This is a genomic window from Flavobacterium sp. RSP15, from assembly GCF_003968755.1.
Classification (GTDB): domain Bacteria; phylum Bacteroidota; class Bacteroidia; order Flavobacteriales; family Flavobacteriaceae; genus Flavobacterium.
In genome coordinates, this window is sequence record NZ_RYDL01000007.1 from 124,971 (window position 1) to 141,172 (window position 16,202).

The window sequence follows — 16,202 nt, forward strand, 5'->3', positions numbered from 1 at the left end:
GTATTCAAATGTAATACTTTCATGAATTAAACAAAAATCCCGTTTCAAATTCATGAAACGGGATTCCCTATAAATAAACCTTTAGTAAACTAAGATCTGATTACTCTTTTCTTTCCTCACGAGGAGGTCTTGGTAAAAGTGCTTTTCTGGACACTTTTTCTTTTCTGGTTTTTGGATCCAGTCCAAGGTATTTCACCATAAAGACATCGCCCATATTGACCACATCCGAAACGTTTTCAGTGCGTTCCCAAGCTAACTCGGATACGTGTAATAAAACTTCGTTTCCTGGAACAGCTGTGTATTCTACAACGGCACCAAAATCTAGCATTTTGATTACTTTCACTTCGTAAGCTTCGTTCATTTGTGGTTTGAAAGTGATGGACTCAATTTTAGCCAATACAGCTTCAATTCCGGCAGGATCTGTTCCTAGAATTTCAATAACTCCTTGCTCATTTACTTCATTGATAACGATAGTAGTTCCTGTAGATTTTTGTAATTCTTGAATCACTTTTCCACCAGGTCCAATCAATGCACCAATAAAGTTGCCAGGAATTGTTCTTGTGATGATTTTTGGAGCATACGCTTTTACATCTGCTTTTGGAGCAGCTAAAACTTCTATAATTTTTCCAAGAATATGCAAACGACCTTCACGAGCTTGAGCTAAAGCTTCTTCCATGATGTTGTACGCCAATCCTTCAATTTTTATGTCCATTTGACAAGCGGTAATTCCATCTGCGGTTCCGGTTACTTTAAAATCCATGTCTCCTAAGTGATCTTCATCACCAAGAATATCAGACAATACAGCGAATCGGCCTGTTTTTTCATCAGAAATTAATCCCATTGCAATCCCGGAAACGGGTTTGGTCATTTGAATCCCGGCATCCATAAGAGCTAATGTTCCTGCACAAACGGTTGCCATTGAAGATGAACCATTTGATTCTAATACTTCAGATACAATACGAATGGTATAAGGACAATCAGCAGGAATCATATTTTTCAAAGCACGTTGTGCTAAGTTTCCGTGACCCACTTCTCTTCTTGAAGTTCCTCTTAATGGTTTTGCTTCACCAGTAGAAAAAGGAGGGAAGTTATAATGCAAGTAGAATTTTTCTTCGCCTTGTTGTGATGGAGAGTCAATTTGGTTTGCTTCTCTGGAAGTTCCTAAAGTAGCTGTTGCCAATGCTTGAGTTTCTCCACGTGTAAATAAAGCAGATCCGTGAACTGAAGGTAAATAATCAACTTCAGCCCAAATTGGACGAATTTGATTTGTTTTTCTACCGTCCAGACGTGTGCCTAAATCAAGGGTTACATTACGAACGGCTTCTTTACTGGATTTAGCAAAATATTTTGAAACTAAATCACCGTTTTCAGCTAATTCTTCCTCAGTAAACAATGCTTTAACTGCTTCTTTTGCTTCCGCAAATTGAGCTGTTCTTTCGTGTTTTGCTGTTCCTTGTTTTGCAATTGCATAACATTTGTCATAAGCTGCAGCATTTACTTTTTCATAAATAGCCACATCTTCTCTTTCTTGATCGTAAGTTCGTACTTCTTTTTTACCAAAAGCAGCAACTAATCGTTCTTGAGCAGCAATTTGAATTTTGATTGCTTCGTGCGCAAATTTAATCGCTTCAACCATTTCGGCTTCTGAAATTTCTTTCATTTCACCTTCTACCATTGCGATAGATTCTTTTGAAGCGCCAATCATCATGTCAATATCAGACAATTCTAATTGAGTACGACTTGGGTTGATGATGAAATGACCGTCAACTCTGGCTACACGAACTTCAGAAATTAAAGTTGAAAAAGGAATATCAGATAAAGATAAAGCTGCCGAAGCGGCTAAACCGGCTAATGCATCTGGCATTACGTTTTCATCATGCGACATCAATTGAATCATCACTTGCGTTTCTGCATGATAATCTTTTGGGAAAAGAGGACGCAATACACGATCCACTAAACGCATAGTTAATATTTCATTATCACTTGGTCTTGCTTCTCTTTTAAAGAAACCACCTGGAAAACGCCCGGCGGCAGCAAATTTTTCACGATAATCTAATGTTAAGGGCAAGAAGTCAATTCCTGGGCTTGCTTTTCTGGCAGATACAACTGTTGCCAGCAACACTGCATTTCCCATTCGTACTTCTACGGCACCGTCAGCTTGTTTGGCTAATTTTCCGGTCTCGATTGAGATGCTTCTCCCATCTCCTAAATCGATAATTTCTCTTGAAACTTTTGGAATCATAATTGTATTTTCTTGATTAAACAATGGATTTTAGTTGTGTTGTAGTTATTTTGCGTAGTTAATGCTTAAAACCCAATGAAAAACGAAACTTTTTTATTGTAAATACAAATTGGTATTTACCTTATAATGCGGTCTTAATTCTAATCCCTTTTGTGTCAGGATTATAAAATGAACTTTGGACGCGGAAATATAAAAACAAAAAGAGGCACTCTCGCGCCTCTTTACATATTGATTATTTTCTGATATTCAATACTTTGATAATTTCACGGTATCTGTTGATTTCTGTTTTCTTCAAATAATCCAACAAAGATCGTCTTTTACCTACTAGCAAGACTAATGAACGCTCTGTATTATAATCGTGACGATTTTTTTTCAAGTGCTCCGTTAAGTGGCTAATTCTGAAAGTGAACAAAGCAATTTGAGCTTCTGATTTTCCAGTGTTTGTTTTTTCTCCGTGTTTAGCGAAGATTTCTTCTTTAATCTCTTTAGTTAAATACATTCCAATATTTGTTTAATGATTTTTATGTATGCCTTACAGCTATTGTAAGACGGGTGCAAAAGTAAAAAATAATTATGAATTATGAATTATGAATTATGAATTATTTTAAATCTTAATACAATTTTGCAATTTCCTCATTCACAAAGGCTAAGAACTTTTCGTCTTCTTTTGTAAATGGATCTATGACATGGCTGTCAATATCAATTTGTCCTATGTTTTCTCCGTTTACAAAAAGGGGTACAACGATTTCTGATTTCACGGTAAAACTACAAGCAATATAATTATCTTGCGCTGCAACGTCAGGAACTACAAAGTTTTCGTTTGAAACAGCCACTTGTCCGCAAATTCCTTTTCCAAAAGGGATTACCGTATGGTCTGTTGCTGCTCCCACATAGGGTCCTAAGTGTAATGTTTTAGACTCGTGATTTGCAAAATAAAATCCTACCCAATTATAATAGGCAACAGAGTTACTAAGCAGCTCACAAATAGACAATAGTTTTTCGTCTCTTGACAACGTTGTATTTAATGTGATTTCGGTTACTTTTGGTTGTAGTTCTTGAAATGTCATGTTTTTTTATTTTTATTTGTACAAAAGTATTTAAAGCCAGTTTTAAAAATTACATAAATTTGTTAAAAAAATAGATTTTGAAAAAATATTTTATTCTCTACAAGCCTTTTTTGATTTTTCTAGGTACTTTTTTTTTAACTTATATAGTGCTGACTTTTTTGTATCAGCGTTTTCTTAATGGTTTTGAAGAAAATCAAATAGATTCTGTTACCAGAATGGTAAGTGAAAATACAGAGCAAGTGCTGCAGTTATTTAATGATGAATCTTCAATTGAAGAGAGCACTGCATCTCCTTATATGAAGTTGTTTTATAACCAGAAATATGTAGCCCGAATTGTAGAAGGATGTAATGCAATTAGCGTAATTATTTTGTTTATTTCATTTGTCGTGGCTTTTTCTGGAAAACTACTAACGACGCTGCTTTTTATCTTTGGAGGAAGTCTGTTTATTTATGTATTGAATGTTTTGAGAATAGCTGTTTTAAGCGCACTTATTTTTTATTTTCCAAAACAGGAACCCTTCTTGCACGGAGTTCTTTTTCCTTTGTACATTTATAGTTTAGTTTTTGTATTGTGGTTAATTTGGGTTCGTAAATTTTCAAGATATGCTTCAAAAGATTCTTAATAACAAAGTTCGTGTACTACAATTTCTATTTTTTGTTGTATTGCTGGTGCTTGTTCGTGCTTTTGAAAATCAGTTGTTTTATGATCCTTTTCTGGATTTCTTCAAGAAAGATTTTGCGAAGTTACCGTTGCCAAGTTTCAATGTAGTCCAATTATTTTATGGGCTATTGTTTCGTTATACATTAAATACCGCTATTTCATTGGGGATTATTTATGTGCTTTTTAAAGAAATAATGATGGTGAAATTCGCCTTTGTGCTGTATTATTTTCTTTTTATGATTTTAATGGTTGCTTTTTTCTATATCATCTATTTTACTTGGGGAAACCACAATTGGATATTGTTTTATATCCGTCGGTTTATAATTCAGCCTATTTTTTTATTATTGTTTGTTCCTGGATTTTATTATCAGAAACAAAATAAGTAGTCTTTTTTGTTTGTCTTCAATGCCGATTTAAGTGTCTGTAAATCAAATTACTATTGCTATTAAAATAGTGAAACATTCTGACTATATAGCCTAATTTAATTTGGATAAACTTAAAAAATCACTGATCAAATCTGGTGCTAGCATTATGGCGGTTGACGCAATTTTACAGGCTATAAAAAAGCAGATGTATGAGGGTATTTCTACAAAATAAATCTACAAAATGGCTTTTTCATTATTGAAGAAAAAGCTGATTTTCATGCCACACGTTATAATTTAAGAGAAACAATTGGACTCTCAGGTACTGCAGTTTTTTTTGAAAAATATATAGGACGAATTATTTCGCGTAGCATTATAAATCAAATAAATAATTTGACCTTACAAGGTAAATGTGTCTCGCATGAAATAGATGTGCTGGTCAAAAAAACGAAACTATCGCTATGGTCGAATGTAAGTATCATGCGGGTCGAGAGGTTGCTACGGATGTGAAAGTTCCGATGTATATTCGGTCTCGTTTTAAATCCTTTTGGATAGCGCTAAAATTCAGAAAGAAGACAGAATCTCCAAGATCCCATATATTATTGATACTTCAATGGGAATCAATGCACTGAATATTTTTTCTACTAATAAAAAATGGCACAAGTTACCGCCGGGAGAATGTGCTGAAATGAGTAAAATGTTTTCATGAGTTTCGGATTATGAGGAAGCCATGGAGGGGATTTATAATAATTACAGTGGGGTATCACGCCGAAGGAACACGAGAAAGAAAATTGATACAAGGGGCAAAAGGAATTAATATTCGCGGGTAATATTATCCGGTAAAAGCAAAAATTCAGGAAATAAAAGGGTTGTCAGCGCATGGAGAAAATCAGCCACTGGATGAACTCCGTATTAAAGTCCAGGAAAAATATAGTTTTGAATGTAAAGTTCCTTTGATAGGACAAGAACTTGAATTGTAGATTTTAACTTGAATTTAGCTTTTGGAGTTTGATTAAATCACTACTTTTGCGTGATGAAATTCAAAGGACTTGTTAGTGTTCTTCTTGCTTTTTTCCTATTGGTTTCCAATGTAGGATTAGCATTTAATCTGCGTTATTGCGGAAATGAAATTTCGTCTGTTACTCTTAAAACTCCTGTTGAAGATCAAAAATTAGAAAAAAAATGTTGTAATGTTGTTGAAAAAAAATCAAATTGTTGCGAAGACAAAGAGGTTAATTTTCAAAAGAAGACTGATAAATTAGTCCAAAAAACAGTTTCTGTCGATACAGATTTTACATTTTCAATAAAAGAATGGAATCCTTATGTTTTTTCATTTATTTCAAATTTTAAAAACAGCCAATTTACGTCGTATTGTTTCGATACAAATGCACCGCTTTTTTTTAAATTATACCACCAATATATTTTCTACGCGTAGCTTTTAATGTTTTAGTAGAACTTGAATCACACTTTAGTGGTTTTACATTATTCTAACATTAAAAATCAATCATGCAAAAACAAATTTCAATATTTTTATTGTTTCTTTTATGTGCTTTTAATTCTTATTCGCAAGATACTTTGCAAGAGATAAAAATACAAGGCAGCAGCAAAAGTTTAAAAAAATCGTACAAACTAACAACTAATACTACAACACTGACAAGCAAAGAATTACTGAAAGCCGCTTGTTGCAATCTGGCCGAAAGTTTCGAAACAAATCCTTCAATTGATGTTAATTTTTCGGATGCTTTGACGGGAACGAAACAAATAAAAATGCTAGGATTGACGAGTCCTTACTTGATGATTACCGAGGAAAATATTCCTTCGGTACGTGGTGCTTCTCAAGCCTACGGGTTGTCATTTACACCAGGAACTTGGGTAGAAAGTATCCAAATTACCAAAGGTGCCGGAAGTGTTGTCAATGGCTTCGAAAGTATTTCGGGACAAATTAATACCGAATTAATAAAACCAATCAGCGATATTCCATTTTTTCTAAATGTCTATGGTTCGACAGATTCTCGATTTGAATTAAATACACATTTCAATACTAAAATTTCTGATAAATGGAGCAGTAGTTTATTTGTACACGGAAATACCAGAGTTGCAAAAAACGATATGAATGACGATGGCTTTCTTGATAATCCATTAGCAAAACAAATCAATGTTTTAAACCGTTGGCAATATACCAATGCAAAAAAAGGGTGGGTTAGTTTCATCAATTTCCGATATATGAATGATCAAAAACAAACAGGAGAATTAAATTTTGATCCGGATAGAGACAGGGGAACGACAAATTATTGGGGTTCCGAAATCAATACGGAACGTTTTGATGTTTCCGCTAAATTAGGCTTTGTTTTTCCTGACATGCCATATCAAAGTATTGGTTTTCAGAATGCCTTTAACAGTCACGATCAAAACTCTTATTTTGGACTAAATCAATATAATATTGAACAAAAAAGTTATTATTCGAACCTGATTTTCAATTCGATTATTAATAATACAATGCACAAATTTTCTACAGGTCTAAACTTTACCTATGATAAATACGGTGAGTTTGTCAATGTGAATGATTATAGCAGAATTGATAACTCAGTAGGTGCTTTTTTTGAATATACGTATGATAATACGGAGAATTTTAGCGTAATTCTAGGCGGCAGAATAGATAATCACAATCGTTTAGGGACTTTTGCTACGCCAAGATTACATGTGCGATACAATCCTTGGGAGAAAGGTGTTTTGCGATTTTCAGCAGGTAGAGGGAAACGAAGTGCTAATGTTTTTGCTGAAAACCAACAGCTTTTAGCTAGTTCAAGAACTTTTGAATTTTTAGATACCAAAGGAAAAATATACGGTTTAAATCCTGAAATTGCATGGAATTATGGATTGAGTTTTATGCAGGGTTTTTTGTTTTTTGGCAAAAGTGCTGATGTTAGTTTTGATTTCTACAGAACTGATTTTCAGAACCAAGCAATTGTTGATATAATGCAAAGTCCGCAACAGGTTTTGTTTTATAACTTGAACGGAAAATCGTATGCGAATAGTTTGCAAGTAGAATTTAATTATGAACCAATAAAGCGTTTTAATTTGAGAACAGCCTACAAATACTATGATGTTCAAACGGATTATTTATCAGGAACCTATCAAAGACCACTACAGGCAAAACATCGTTTCTTTGGAAATTTAGGATTTGAAACGCAAATATTAGAAGAAGGAAAACAATGGAAGTTTGATTATACGCTTAACTGGCTCGGAAAACAACAATTACCCAATACGTCAATCAATCCTGAAGTTGACAGGTTGCCTGAATTTTCACCTTCATTTTCTGTGATGAATATACAGGTTACACGATCTTTTTCTCCAACTTTCGAAATCTATATTGGCGGAGAAAACATTGGGAATTACAAGCAGGACAATGTTATCTTGGGTAATGAAAATCCATTTGGACCTTCTTTTGACGCGTCAATAGTTTATGGTCCAGTTTTTGGACAAATGTATTATGCGGGTTTACGTTTTAAAATTAAATAGGTTAAAAAAAATTAAATGATGAAAAATATAACACTAGTAATGTTACTGATTTTTGTTGGGTTTACGGTTCAGGCTCAAGAAGGGAAAAGCAAAAATGCTAAGGTTGAATTTCATGTGAGCGGGAATTGTGACATGTGCAAAAAGAGAATTGAAAAAGTGGCATTTAGTGTTTCTGGTGTGAAATCTGCCGAATGGCATATGGATTGTGGTACTTTATATCTGATTATAAACGAACAAAAAACGAATGTTCCAACAATTCAAAAAGCGATTGCGAAAGTAGGTCACGACACAGAGGGAGCCAGGGCTTTAAAGGAAGATTATGACAGTCTTCATGCTTGTTGTCAATATGAACGAAAATAATTTTAAAGAAACGCCAAAGTGAAAACTTTGGTTTTTTTAATGCCATACTTTAATTTTTTTTCAGTAAAAATTGTAGTTGTTAACTATGAAAAACGGTTATGCACATAACTAAAATCAGTATTTTTATAAACAACTTTTGGCTGTAAATAATGTAACGATAATTCTGCTACTTTAAATAGTTAATAAAACTTTAAAATAGTATCATAAATTGTGGTTGAGATATATTATCCGTACTTTCACGCACGAATAATTTTAGCATAAAACACCGTAGAATGAACGATTTTGATTGGAAGAATTTAATTGACCCACTTTTTTATATTCATTTTGATGTTAATGGAATTAAATTGGGTATTTATATAGTTTTATTTATTGTTTTTGCGGAGACGGGTCTTTTTGCAGGTTTTTTTCTGCCAGGAGATAGTTTATTGTTTTTGGCAGGAATTTACAGTCGCGAATTGATAGAGAATATTTTAGTTATCAATAATGATTTTCTAAATGTAGTCCTCCTATCCACACTTGTCGCATTGTCAGGAATTTTAGGAAACGTAGTAGGCTACTGGTTTGGTTCTAAAAGCGGGTATTATCTATACAACAAGGAAGATAGTTTTTGGTTTAAGAAAAAGTACTTGGTTCAATCAAAAGATTTTTTTGAAAAATACGGTGGTAAGGCAATTATTTTTGCTCGATTTCTTCCAATATTGAGGACTTTTGCACCAATAGTTGCCGGAATCGTTTCAATGGATAAGAAGAAGTTTATGTTTTATAATATTTTAAGTTCTTTTATTTGGTCGTTCACCCTAATTTTTGCCGGACATTATTTATATGGTTTTTTACTTGAGAATTATCAGATTGATCTAAAGGAGCATATCGAATTAATTGTATTGATTTTAGTAGGGATTACTGTTTTACCGGTAATTTATAAGTTTAGTAAGAAATCAAAAGTGCAAGAATAAACAAATTATAACTCATAAAAAAACCGTCCCAATTTTTTATCGGGACGGTTTTTTATTTGAAAAGAATTGAGATTACATCATCCCTGGCATGCCGCCACCCATTGGGTTTCCACCACCATTATCTTCTTTAATATCAATCAAAGCACATTCAGTAGTCAATATCATTCCGGCAACGGAAGCTGCATTCTCTAAAGCTACACGAGTTACTTTTTTAGGATCAATAATTCCTGCTTTAAGCATGTCAACATATTCGTCTGTTTTTGCGTTATAACCAAAATCACCACTACCTTCAGCGACTTTTGCAACAACTACAGACCCTTCAAGACCTGCGTTTTCAACAATAGTTCTCAATGGAGACTCCACTGCACGAGATACAATTTGAATTCCGGTTGCTTCGTCAGCATTATCTGCTTTAATAGCACTAAGTGCATTTTTAGCTCTCAGTAAAGCAACTCCACCACCAGCAACAATTCCTTCTTCAACTGCAGCACGAGTAGCGTGAAGTGCGTCATCTACTCTGTCTTTTTTCTCTTTCATTTCTACTTCAGATGCAGCACCTACATAAAGTACAGCAACTCCACCAGCTAATTTAGCCAAACGTTCTTGCAACTTTTCTTTGTCATAATCAGAAGTGGTAGCTTCCATTTGACCTTTGATTTGGTTGACACGATTTTTGATCATATCTGCATCACCCGCGCCACTTACAATTGTAGTATTATCTTTATCGATAGTCACTTTCTTAGCAGTACCTAACATTTCGATAGTTGTGTTCTCTAAAGTGTATCCTCTTTCTTCTGAAATTACAGTTCCACCAGTTAAAATAGCGATGTCTTCTAACATAGCTTTTCTTCGGTCTCCAAAACCAGGCGCTTTTACAGCAGCGATTTTCAAGGCTCCACGTAATTTATTTACCACTAGTGTAGACAATGCTTCCCCATCTACGTCTTCAGCAATAATCAATAATGGTTTCCCAGATTGTGCTACAGGCTCAAGAACCGGTAATAATTCTTTTAAAGAAGAAACTTTTTTGTCATATAAAAGGATGTATGGATTTTCTAGTTCTACCTCCATTTTTTCTGAATTGGTAACAAAATAAGGAGAAAGATATCCTCTGTCAAACTGCATGCCCTCAACAACATCAACATACGTATCTGTTCCTTTAGCTTCTTCAACAGTAATAACCCCTTCTTTTCCCACTTTTGCGAAAGCAGCAGCGATTAACTCCCCAATTACTTCGTCATTATTAGCAGAAATTGAAGCGATTTGTTTGATTTTTTCAGAATCCGTACCTACTACTTTGGCTTGTTTAGCCAAATCAGCAACAATAGCATCAACTGCTTTGTCTATCCCGCGTTTCAAATCCATAGGATTGGCTCCGGCAGCAACGTTTTTCAATCCTTCTTTTACGATCGCTTGTGCCAAAACGGTTGCAGTTGTAGTTCCGTCTCCGGCTAAATCATTCGTTTTAGAGGCTACTTCTTTTACCATTTGTGCGCCCATATTTTCTAGTGGGTCTTTCAATTCAATCTCTTTTGCTACAGTTACACCATCTTTAGTAACGGTTGGTCCGCCAAAAGCTTTTCCAATAATAACATTACGACCTTTTGGCCCTAGCGTTACTTTTACTGCATTTGCCAATGCATCAACACCACGTTTTAATCCGTCACGTGCTTCTATATCAAATTTTATATCTTTTGCCATTTTAAATTTTGTTTAATGTTTATTTGAAGGGACAAGTCACGACTTGTCCGTACTTTAATTTAGATAATTGCAAGAATATCGTCTTCACGCATGATCAAATAATCTTTTCCTTCTAGTTTCAATTCAGTACCAGCATATTTTCCGTACAAAACAGAATCACCAATTTTCACTGTCATAGTGTGGTCTTTTGTTCCGTTTCCTACAGCAACAACAGTTCCTTTTTGTGGTTTTTCTTTGGCAGTATCAGGGATGAAGATTCCTGACGCCGTTTTTGTTTCAGCAGCAACGGGCTCGATAAGGACTCTGTCTGAAAGAGGTTTAATGTTTAAATCCATGATTTTATATTTTTTAGTATTCAATATTAATTAATAAAGATGAAGATTTCAGAAATTGTGCCATCTTAATCAAACTGACACATTTTCTTATAAAAAATGCCAGCTTTGACAGGCTGGCATTTAGAATATGTAGAAGTGATTTATTTTACTGGATTTGTAGCTGCTGGTGTGTTTTGAGCAGGTACTGCTACAGGAGTAGTTGTGTTTGGTGCAGAGGTTCCCATATTGTCAATGATTTTAGAATCAGTATCACTTAATGTTCCTGTAAAGCTCAAGCTTGAAAGTAATATAAGTGCGATTAATATAGTTGCTAATGTCCAAGTGCTTTTGTCTAAAAAGTCAGTTGTTTTTTGTACCCCGCCTAACATTTGAGAACCACCTATTGTAGAGGATAATCCACCACCTTTAGGGTTTTGAACCATGATTACTACGATTAATAGAAAACAAACTATAGTTATTAAAACTAAAAAAATTGAAAATGTGCTCATTGTTTAATTATTATTATGTTGTAAAATCTTAATATCCGTTATGCGGTCTGCAAAGAAACTACTTTTTTCTGGATATTTCAAAATTAATATTTCATAAGCTTGTATCGCTTTTTGATATTTTTTTTGTTCCAAGTAAACTCGGGCTAAAGTCTCGGTCATCAAGTACGAGTTATCTGGTGCATTTAGGTCTAAGGATACTGAGGAAGCAGCGCCGTGTTTTACAGGAGAAATCTTTGGACTTGTTTCTATAAATTTATTGATTAAGTCTAATTTTTTTCTTTTTTCCTCGTCCATTGGAGCAGCCGGTTTTTTAGAATCCTCATTCTCTCTTTCTATAGGTTCTGTACGAGAGAGCTGTAGCCATTCTTGGAAGGAATGTTGTTCTTTTGCCGAAAAATTCAACGGTTTTCCAAGATCCATTTTTTCTGCTATTGGTATAGAATTCGTTTGGATTGGGGCGGTTGGTGAAGCTTCCTTTATTGAGGTATGAATGGATTGTTCTAAAGGATTTAATTTAGGTTCTTTTTTTTCTTGAAACGAAATAATTTCACTTTCAACTACTGGAATGTCAAGGATTTCAAGTGCTTTTTTAGTAAAGAGACTTTTATGAATTGAAGTAAAAACATCGGAGGTAATAAAGTCAAATAAAATAGATCTGTCCGTTGTATAAGCAGCCGTTATTTTTAAAGCACCATTGTATTTATAACTGTTCTCATTGTACAGGCTTTTTAGGTGAAGTGCTCTGGCGCTCTGAAAATAAGGAAATTCGTTTAATACTTTTTCCAAAGCTTCTGTTTGCTTTTGATGTACAACATCAGGTTTGTTAATCAAATAAGTATAATCAGTTACATTCATTTTTCAAGTGTTCGATGTTCAGTAATCAATGTTCAACAATCAGGCTTCAAGTTTTAGTATATTGCACTGAATACTAAAAACTGCCAACTGGATATTTCTTTATTTACCATTTAGCCAGAGATTCATTAAATATATCTTGTGTTATTCTTTCAAAAATATCTTTTAAAGCAGCATTCAAGGTTGCGCCTGTCAATTGTTGTTGTGCAGGATAATCAAAGAAAAAAGTAAATGGTTTTTCAAAATCATCTGTTTCTTTTTTCTTATTGGTAAAACGAACATTCACACGAATTGTCAAACGGTTTTGAGAAGCTTGCTGGTCTGCCGTTGCTGTCATAGGGCTAATTCTGTAATCAACAATTTCTCCTTCATAGGTTAAATCTGCACCATTTTGTACCAAGTTTAAATTGGTTTGATTCTGAATCAAATCTTGAAGCTCTAGTGTAAATGTCCGGTCAATTCCGGGTTCAATTAATTCAGCATTATTCTGAAAAAAGCCCACTTGAAATGTTTCAGCATCAATTTTCCCCGTCCCTGTAAAGTTGTAAATCGAGCAGCTGTTGATACTTATTATAAGTACGGAGAGAAGTATACGTTTTAGATATTTCATTTTATTTTTTAAAAATTGCTTCGCCGGCTCACCAATGTTCGGGTCAAATATATTCATTTTCAATTAAACACGTTGTATTTTTCGGACTACATTATAAATCAAATTGTTTGATTTTCCGGTATAAAGTTCTTTCGGAAATTCCCAATTCATCTGCGGCGGCTTTTCGTTTTCCTTTATTTTTTTCTAATGATTTCTTAATCATTTCTATCTCTTTTTGTTCCAGACGCAAGGTTTCCTCTTCTTCGACAGTTTCGGCAAAAAGATAATTATCATCTCTTTCCTGATAATCGTTGTCATTGTTTTTTGCAGCTATTAAAGTTGCTCTTGGTTCTTCTTCAAAATCAATTTCACTATCATTTTCCTTAGATCCATATATTTTCTTGATCAAGTTTTGATTTGTTTCCTGGACTTTAGAAACGCCATTCTGGATGAGTTCTAAGGTCAGTTTTTTTAAATCATTTAGATCGCTTTTCATATCAAAAAGTACTTTGTACAAAATTTCTCTTTCGGTACTAAAATCACTTTCGTTTTTTTGGTCTTTAATAACGGAAGGTAAATTGTTTCCTTGTACGGGTAAATAGGATTGTAATGTCACTGCAGATATCTCCCTGTTGGTTTCTAAAACGGATATTTGTTCCGCTACATTTCGCAATTGACGGATGTTTCCGCTCCAACGAAATTTTTGCAATAATTGCACAGCACTTTCATCCAGTTTCAAAGGCGGCATTTTATATTTATGGGCAAAATCAGCGACGAATTTCCTAAACAATAAGTGAATATCCTCTTTTCGATCGCGCAAAGGGGGTAAAGTAATATCCACCGTACTTAAACGATAATAGAGGTCTTCACGGAATTTCCCTTTTTCGATAGCATCAAATAAATTGACATTTGTGGCCGCCACAATTCGCACATTTGTTTTTTGTACTTGTGAAGAACCTACTTTTATAAATTCACCATTTTCAAGAACACGCAACAAACGCACTTGGGTGGTCAAGGGTAATTCGCCCACTTCATCCAGAAAAATAGTTCCTCCATCAGCCACTTCAAAATAACCTTCCCGAGTTCCTGTTGCTCCGGTAAAAGCGCCTTTTTCATGCCCAAAAAGCTCACTGTCAATGGTTCCTTCTGGAATGGCGCCACAGTTTACAGCTATGTATTTTCCGTGCTTTCTGTGCGAAAGCGAATGAATAATTTTGGGAATATTCTCTTTTCCAACCCCGCTTTCTCCGGCTACCAATACGGTAATGTCAGTAGGAGCAACTTGAATGGCTTTTTCTATCGCACGATTAAGCTTCGGGTCATTCCCGATAATCTCAAATCGTTGTTTTATGTTTTGAACTGATTCCATATTGTCATTGCGAGGCACGAAGCAATCTCATTTATAATTACTTAAACTCTTTTATTTCTAATGAATTAAAAATTAGCCACTAATTTTATTAATTCATTTCACTCAAACCAACCGCTTTCCCTTTCAAAGTGCCGCTTGTACAACTTTCAACTTTAACCAAAACAAAATCCCCAATTTTATAATTCTCCTTTGGGAAAACTACGGTAGTACTTTGTGAATTTCTGCCGGAAAACTCCTCAGTCGATTTTTTCGAAACTTTTTCTACTAAAACTTCTACGGTTTGTCCAATGAATTCTTCACTGCGGAACCAAGCATGTTTTTGTTGTAAATCGACAATTTCCTGCAGTCTTCTTGCTTTTGTTTCATCGGTAACATCATCTTCCATTTTTCTTCCAGCCAAAGTTCCCGGACGTTCGGAATACGAATACATATAACCAAAATTATATTTCACATATTCCATTAAACTCAAGGTGTCTTTATGGTCTTGTTCGGTTTCTGTAGGGAAACCAGCAATCATATCCTGTGAAATGGAACCATTTGGAATAATAGTCCTGATTTTGTCAATCAAAGTAATGTACTCTTCACGTGTGTGCAAACGGTTCATTTCTTTAAGAATTCTATTGCTTCCAGATTGGACAGGCAAGTGAATGTGTTTGCAAATATTAGGATGTTTTGCAATCACGTGCAGCACACTTTCATGCATATCCTGCGGATTAGAGGTTGAAAATCGAATGCGCATTTTAGGAAAACCTACGGCTACCATTTCAAGGAGTTGGTCAAAGTCTACAGCAGTTGCTTTTTGCATTTCGGTAGCGTTTTCAAAATCTTTTTTTAATCCGCCGCCGTACCAAAGAAAACTATCCACATTTTGTCCCAAAAGCGTAATTTCCTTAAAACCTTTGTCCCACAAATCCTGAATTTCCTTCATGATACTTTGTGGTTCACGGCTGCGTTCGCGTCCTCGGGTAAAAGGTACCACGCAAAACGTACACATATTATCGCAACCACGGGTGATAGAAACCAAAGCTGTGATTCCGTTGCTCATCAAACGGACAGGCGAAATATCACCATAAGTTTCATCCTTCGATAAAATCACGTTAATCGCATCACGTCCTTCTTCTACTTCTTGCAAAAGGTTCGGCAAATCTTTATAGGCATCAGGACCTACAACGAGGTCCACAATTTTTTCTTCTTCCAGAAACTGACTTTTCAAACGCTCGGCCATACAGCCCAAAACACCCACTTTCATCTTTGGATTAATGCGTTTTACGGCATTGTATTTCTCCAGACGTTTGCGAATTGTTTGCTCTGCTTTATCCCGAATAGAACAGGTATTCACCAAAACTAAATCGGCTTCTTCCAGAATTTGCGTCGTATTATATCCGTTTCCAGATAATATAGAAGCTACAATTTCACTATCCGAAAAATTCATTGCGCAACCATAACTCTCAATAAAAAGTTTCTTCGTGTTCTCGGGTTTATGTTCTAGAACAAGATTTTCACCTTGTTTGCTTTCTTCAATAATCTTTTCCATCCTATATTTTCAAAGTGCAAAGATAAGTCAATTTCAATAAATATGACAAGATGTCAGACTAAGAATTAACACTATTTTGTGTTTTAATTTTGGAATCATTGTTGTCCGATAAAAAAAGAAGCCAAATTAATGGCTTCTTAGTAAAAATCGTATTTTAGTTTTGCAAAATT

At 34.7% G+C, this 16,202-nt stretch carries 17 protein-coding genes; 7 read left to right on the forward strand and 10 right to left on the reverse strand.

Features of this window, described 5'->3' with window-relative positions; all coding sequences use genetic code 11:
- Window positions 1–100: 100 nt before the first annotated feature.
- From EKM00_RS09630 to EKM00_RS09640, 3 genes are all read right to left on the reverse strand, one after another.
- Window positions 101–2,242, reverse strand: a complete 2,142-nt coding sequence (locus EKM00_RS09630; RefSeq protein ID WP_126452801.1) for a polyribonucleotide nucleotidyltransferase — start codon at window positions 2,240–2,242, stop codon at window positions 101–103.
- Between the two features lie 232 nt (window positions 2,243–2,474).
- A complete protein-coding gene (gene rpsO / locus EKM00_RS09635) occupies window positions 2,475–2,741 on the reverse strand; it encodes a 30S ribosomal protein S15 (RefSeq protein ID WP_066079886.1) in 267 nt (88 codons plus the stop codon).
- Between the two features lie 112 nt (window positions 2,742–2,853).
- Entirely contained in the window at window positions 2,854–3,309 is a 456-nt protein-coding gene (locus tag EKM00_RS09640) for a GAF domain-containing protein (RefSeq protein ID WP_126461863.1), read from the reverse strand.
- 77 nt (window positions 3,310–3,386) lie between these two features.
- Between EKM00_RS09640 and xrtF the strand changes: the two genes are divergently transcribed.
- From xrtF to EKM00_RS09670, 7 genes are all read left to right on the forward strand, one after another.
- The gene (gene xrtF, locus EKM00_RS09645) at window positions 3,387–3,932 is read left to right on the forward strand and encodes an exosortase family protein XrtF (RefSeq protein ID WP_126461866.1); all 546 of its coding nucleotides are present in this window, start codon (window positions 3,387–3,389) and stop codon (window positions 3,930–3,932) included.
- Window positions 3,913–4,356, forward strand: a complete 444-nt coding sequence (locus tag EKM00_RS09650; RefSeq protein ID WP_126516025.1) for an exosortase F system-associated membrane protein — start codon at window positions 3,913–3,915, stop codon at window positions 4,354–4,356. The genes xrtF and EKM00_RS09650 overlap by 20 nt, the downstream gene beginning before the upstream one ends.
- 523 nt (window positions 4,357–4,879) lie before the next feature.
- Window positions 4,880–5,041, forward strand: coding sequence for a hypothetical protein (locus EKM00_RS14740; protein WP_158614891.1), 162 nt, complete (start codon window positions 4,880–4,882; stop codon window positions 5,039–5,041).
- A 324-nt stretch (window positions 5,042–5,365) separates the two neighbouring features.
- The gene (locus EKM00_RS09655; RefSeq protein WP_126516026.1) at window positions 5,366–5,767 is read left to right on the forward strand and encodes an HYC_CC_PP family protein; all 402 of its coding nucleotides are present in this window, start codon (window positions 5,366–5,368) and stop codon (window positions 5,765–5,767) included.
- A 71-nt stretch (window positions 5,768–5,838) separates the two neighbouring features.
- Window positions 5,839–7,851, forward strand: a complete 2,013-nt coding sequence (locus tag EKM00_RS09660) for a TonB-dependent receptor plug domain-containing protein (protein ID WP_126516027.1) — start codon at window positions 5,839–5,841, stop codon at window positions 7,849–7,851.
- 15 nt (window positions 7,852–7,866) lie between these two features.
- The gene (locus tag EKM00_RS09665; RefSeq protein WP_199734634.1) at window positions 7,867–8,211 is read left to right on the forward strand and encodes a heavy-metal-associated domain-containing protein; all 345 of its coding nucleotides are present in this window, start codon (window positions 7,867–7,869) and stop codon (window positions 8,209–8,211) included.
- 272 nt (window positions 8,212–8,483) lie between these two features.
- A complete protein-coding gene (locus EKM00_RS09670; protein WP_126516028.1) occupies window positions 8,484–9,164 on the forward strand; it encodes a DedA family protein in 681 nt (226 codons plus the stop codon).
- Window positions 9,165–9,236: 72 nt separating this feature from the next.
- Here EKM00_RS09670 and groL read toward each other — a convergent pair whose 3' ends face one another.
- From groL to miaB, 7 genes are all read right to left on the reverse strand, one after another.
- Window positions 9,237–10,865, reverse strand: coding sequence for a chaperonin GroEL (gene groL, locus EKM00_RS09675; protein ID WP_126452813.1), 1,629 nt, complete (start codon window positions 10,863–10,865; stop codon window positions 9,237–9,239).
- A gap of 59 nt (window positions 10,866–10,924) precedes the next feature.
- Complete coding sequence (locus EKM00_RS09680; protein WP_126452815.1) at window positions 10,925–11,200, reverse strand: co-chaperone GroES; 276 nt, start codon at window positions 11,198–11,200, stop codon at window positions 10,925–10,927.
- A gap of 140 nt (window positions 11,201–11,340) precedes the next feature.
- On the reverse strand, window positions 11,341–11,688 hold the full coding sequence (gene secG, locus EKM00_RS09685) for a preprotein translocase subunit SecG (RefSeq protein ID WP_126516029.1): 348 nt from the start codon (window positions 11,686–11,688) through the stop codon (window positions 11,341–11,343).
- 3 nt (window positions 11,689–11,691) lie between these two features.
- Window positions 11,692–12,543, reverse strand: a complete 852-nt coding sequence (locus EKM00_RS09690; protein ID WP_126516030.1) for a tetratricopeptide repeat protein — start codon at window positions 12,541–12,543, stop codon at window positions 11,692–11,694.
- Between the two features lie 103 nt (window positions 12,544–12,646).
- A complete protein-coding gene (locus EKM00_RS09695) occupies window positions 12,647–13,150 on the reverse strand; it encodes an LptE family protein (RefSeq protein ID WP_126452821.1) in 504 nt (167 codons plus the stop codon).
- A gap of 91 nt (window positions 13,151–13,241) precedes the next feature.
- Complete coding sequence (locus EKM00_RS09700; RefSeq protein ID WP_126516031.1) at window positions 13,242–14,498, reverse strand: sigma-54 interaction domain-containing protein; 1,257 nt, start codon at window positions 14,496–14,498, stop codon at window positions 13,242–13,244.
- Between the two features lie 88 nt (window positions 14,499–14,586).
- The gene (gene miaB, locus EKM00_RS09705) at window positions 14,587–16,032 is read right to left on the reverse strand and encodes a tRNA (N6-isopentenyl adenosine(37)-C2)-methylthiotransferase MiaB (protein WP_126452825.1); all 1,446 of its coding nucleotides are present in this window, start codon (window positions 16,030–16,032) and stop codon (window positions 14,587–14,589) included.
- Window positions 16,033–16,202 lie beyond the last annotated feature (170 nt).

What these genes read in the sequence shown, in the direction of transcription:
- groL (WP_126452813.1), bottom strand. Translation starts at nt 10,865, where the DNA reads ATGGCAAAAGATATAAAATTTGATATAGAAGCACGTGACGGATTAAAA.
- EKM00_RS09700 (WP_126516031.1), bottom strand. Translation starts at nt 14,498, where the DNA reads ATGGAATCAGTTCAAAACATAAAACAACGATTTGAGATTATCGGGAAT.
- secG (WP_126516029.1), bottom strand. Translation starts at nt 11,688, where the DNA reads ATGAGCACATTTTCAATTTTTTTAGTTTTAATAACTATAGTTTGTTTT.
- miaB (WP_126452825.1), bottom strand. Translation starts at nt 16,032, where the DNA reads ATGGAAAAGATTATTGAAGAAAGCAAACAAGGTGAAAATCTTGTTCTA.
- EKM00_RS09660 (WP_126516027.1), top strand. Translation starts at nt 5,839, where the DNA reads ATGCAAAAACAAATTTCAATATTTTTATTGTTTCTTTTATGTGCTTTT.
- EKM00_RS09630 (WP_126452801.1), bottom strand. Translation starts at nt 2,242, where the DNA reads ATGATTCCAAAAGTTTCAAGAGAAATTATCGATTTAGGAGATGGGAGA.
- EKM00_RS09665 (WP_199734634.1), top strand. Translation starts at nt 7,867, where the DNA reads ATGATGAAAAATATAACACTAGTAATGTTACTGATTTTTGTTGGGTTT.
- EKM00_RS09695 (WP_126452821.1), bottom strand. Translation starts at nt 13,150, where the DNA reads ATGAAATATCTAAAACGTATACTTCTCTCCGTACTTATAATAAGTATC.
- EKM00_RS09655 (WP_126516026.1), top strand. Translation starts at nt 5,366, where the DNA reads ATGAAATTCAAAGGACTTGTTAGTGTTCTTCTTGCTTTTTTCCTATTG.
- EKM00_RS09640 (WP_126461863.1), bottom strand. Translation starts at nt 3,309, where the DNA reads ATGACATTTCAAGAACTACAACCAAAAGTAACCGAAATCACATTAAAT.
- EKM00_RS09690 (WP_126516030.1), bottom strand. Translation starts at nt 12,543, where the DNA reads ATGAATGTAACTGATTATACTTATTTGATTAACAAACCTGATGTTGTA.
- EKM00_RS09650 (WP_126516025.1), top strand. Translation starts at nt 3,913, where the DNA reads ATGCTTCAAAAGATTCTTAATAACAAAGTTCGTGTACTACAATTTCTA.
- EKM00_RS09680 (WP_126452815.1), bottom strand. Translation starts at nt 11,200, where the DNA reads ATGGATTTAAACATTAAACCTCTTTCAGACAGAGTCCTTATCGAGCCC.
- rpsO (WP_066079886.1), bottom strand. Translation starts at nt 2,741, where the DNA reads ATGTATTTAACTAAAGAGATTAAAGAAGAAATCTTCGCTAAACACGGA.
- EKM00_RS09670 (WP_126516028.1), top strand. Translation starts at nt 8,484, where the DNA reads ATGAACGATTTTGATTGGAAGAATTTAATTGACCCACTTTTTTATATT.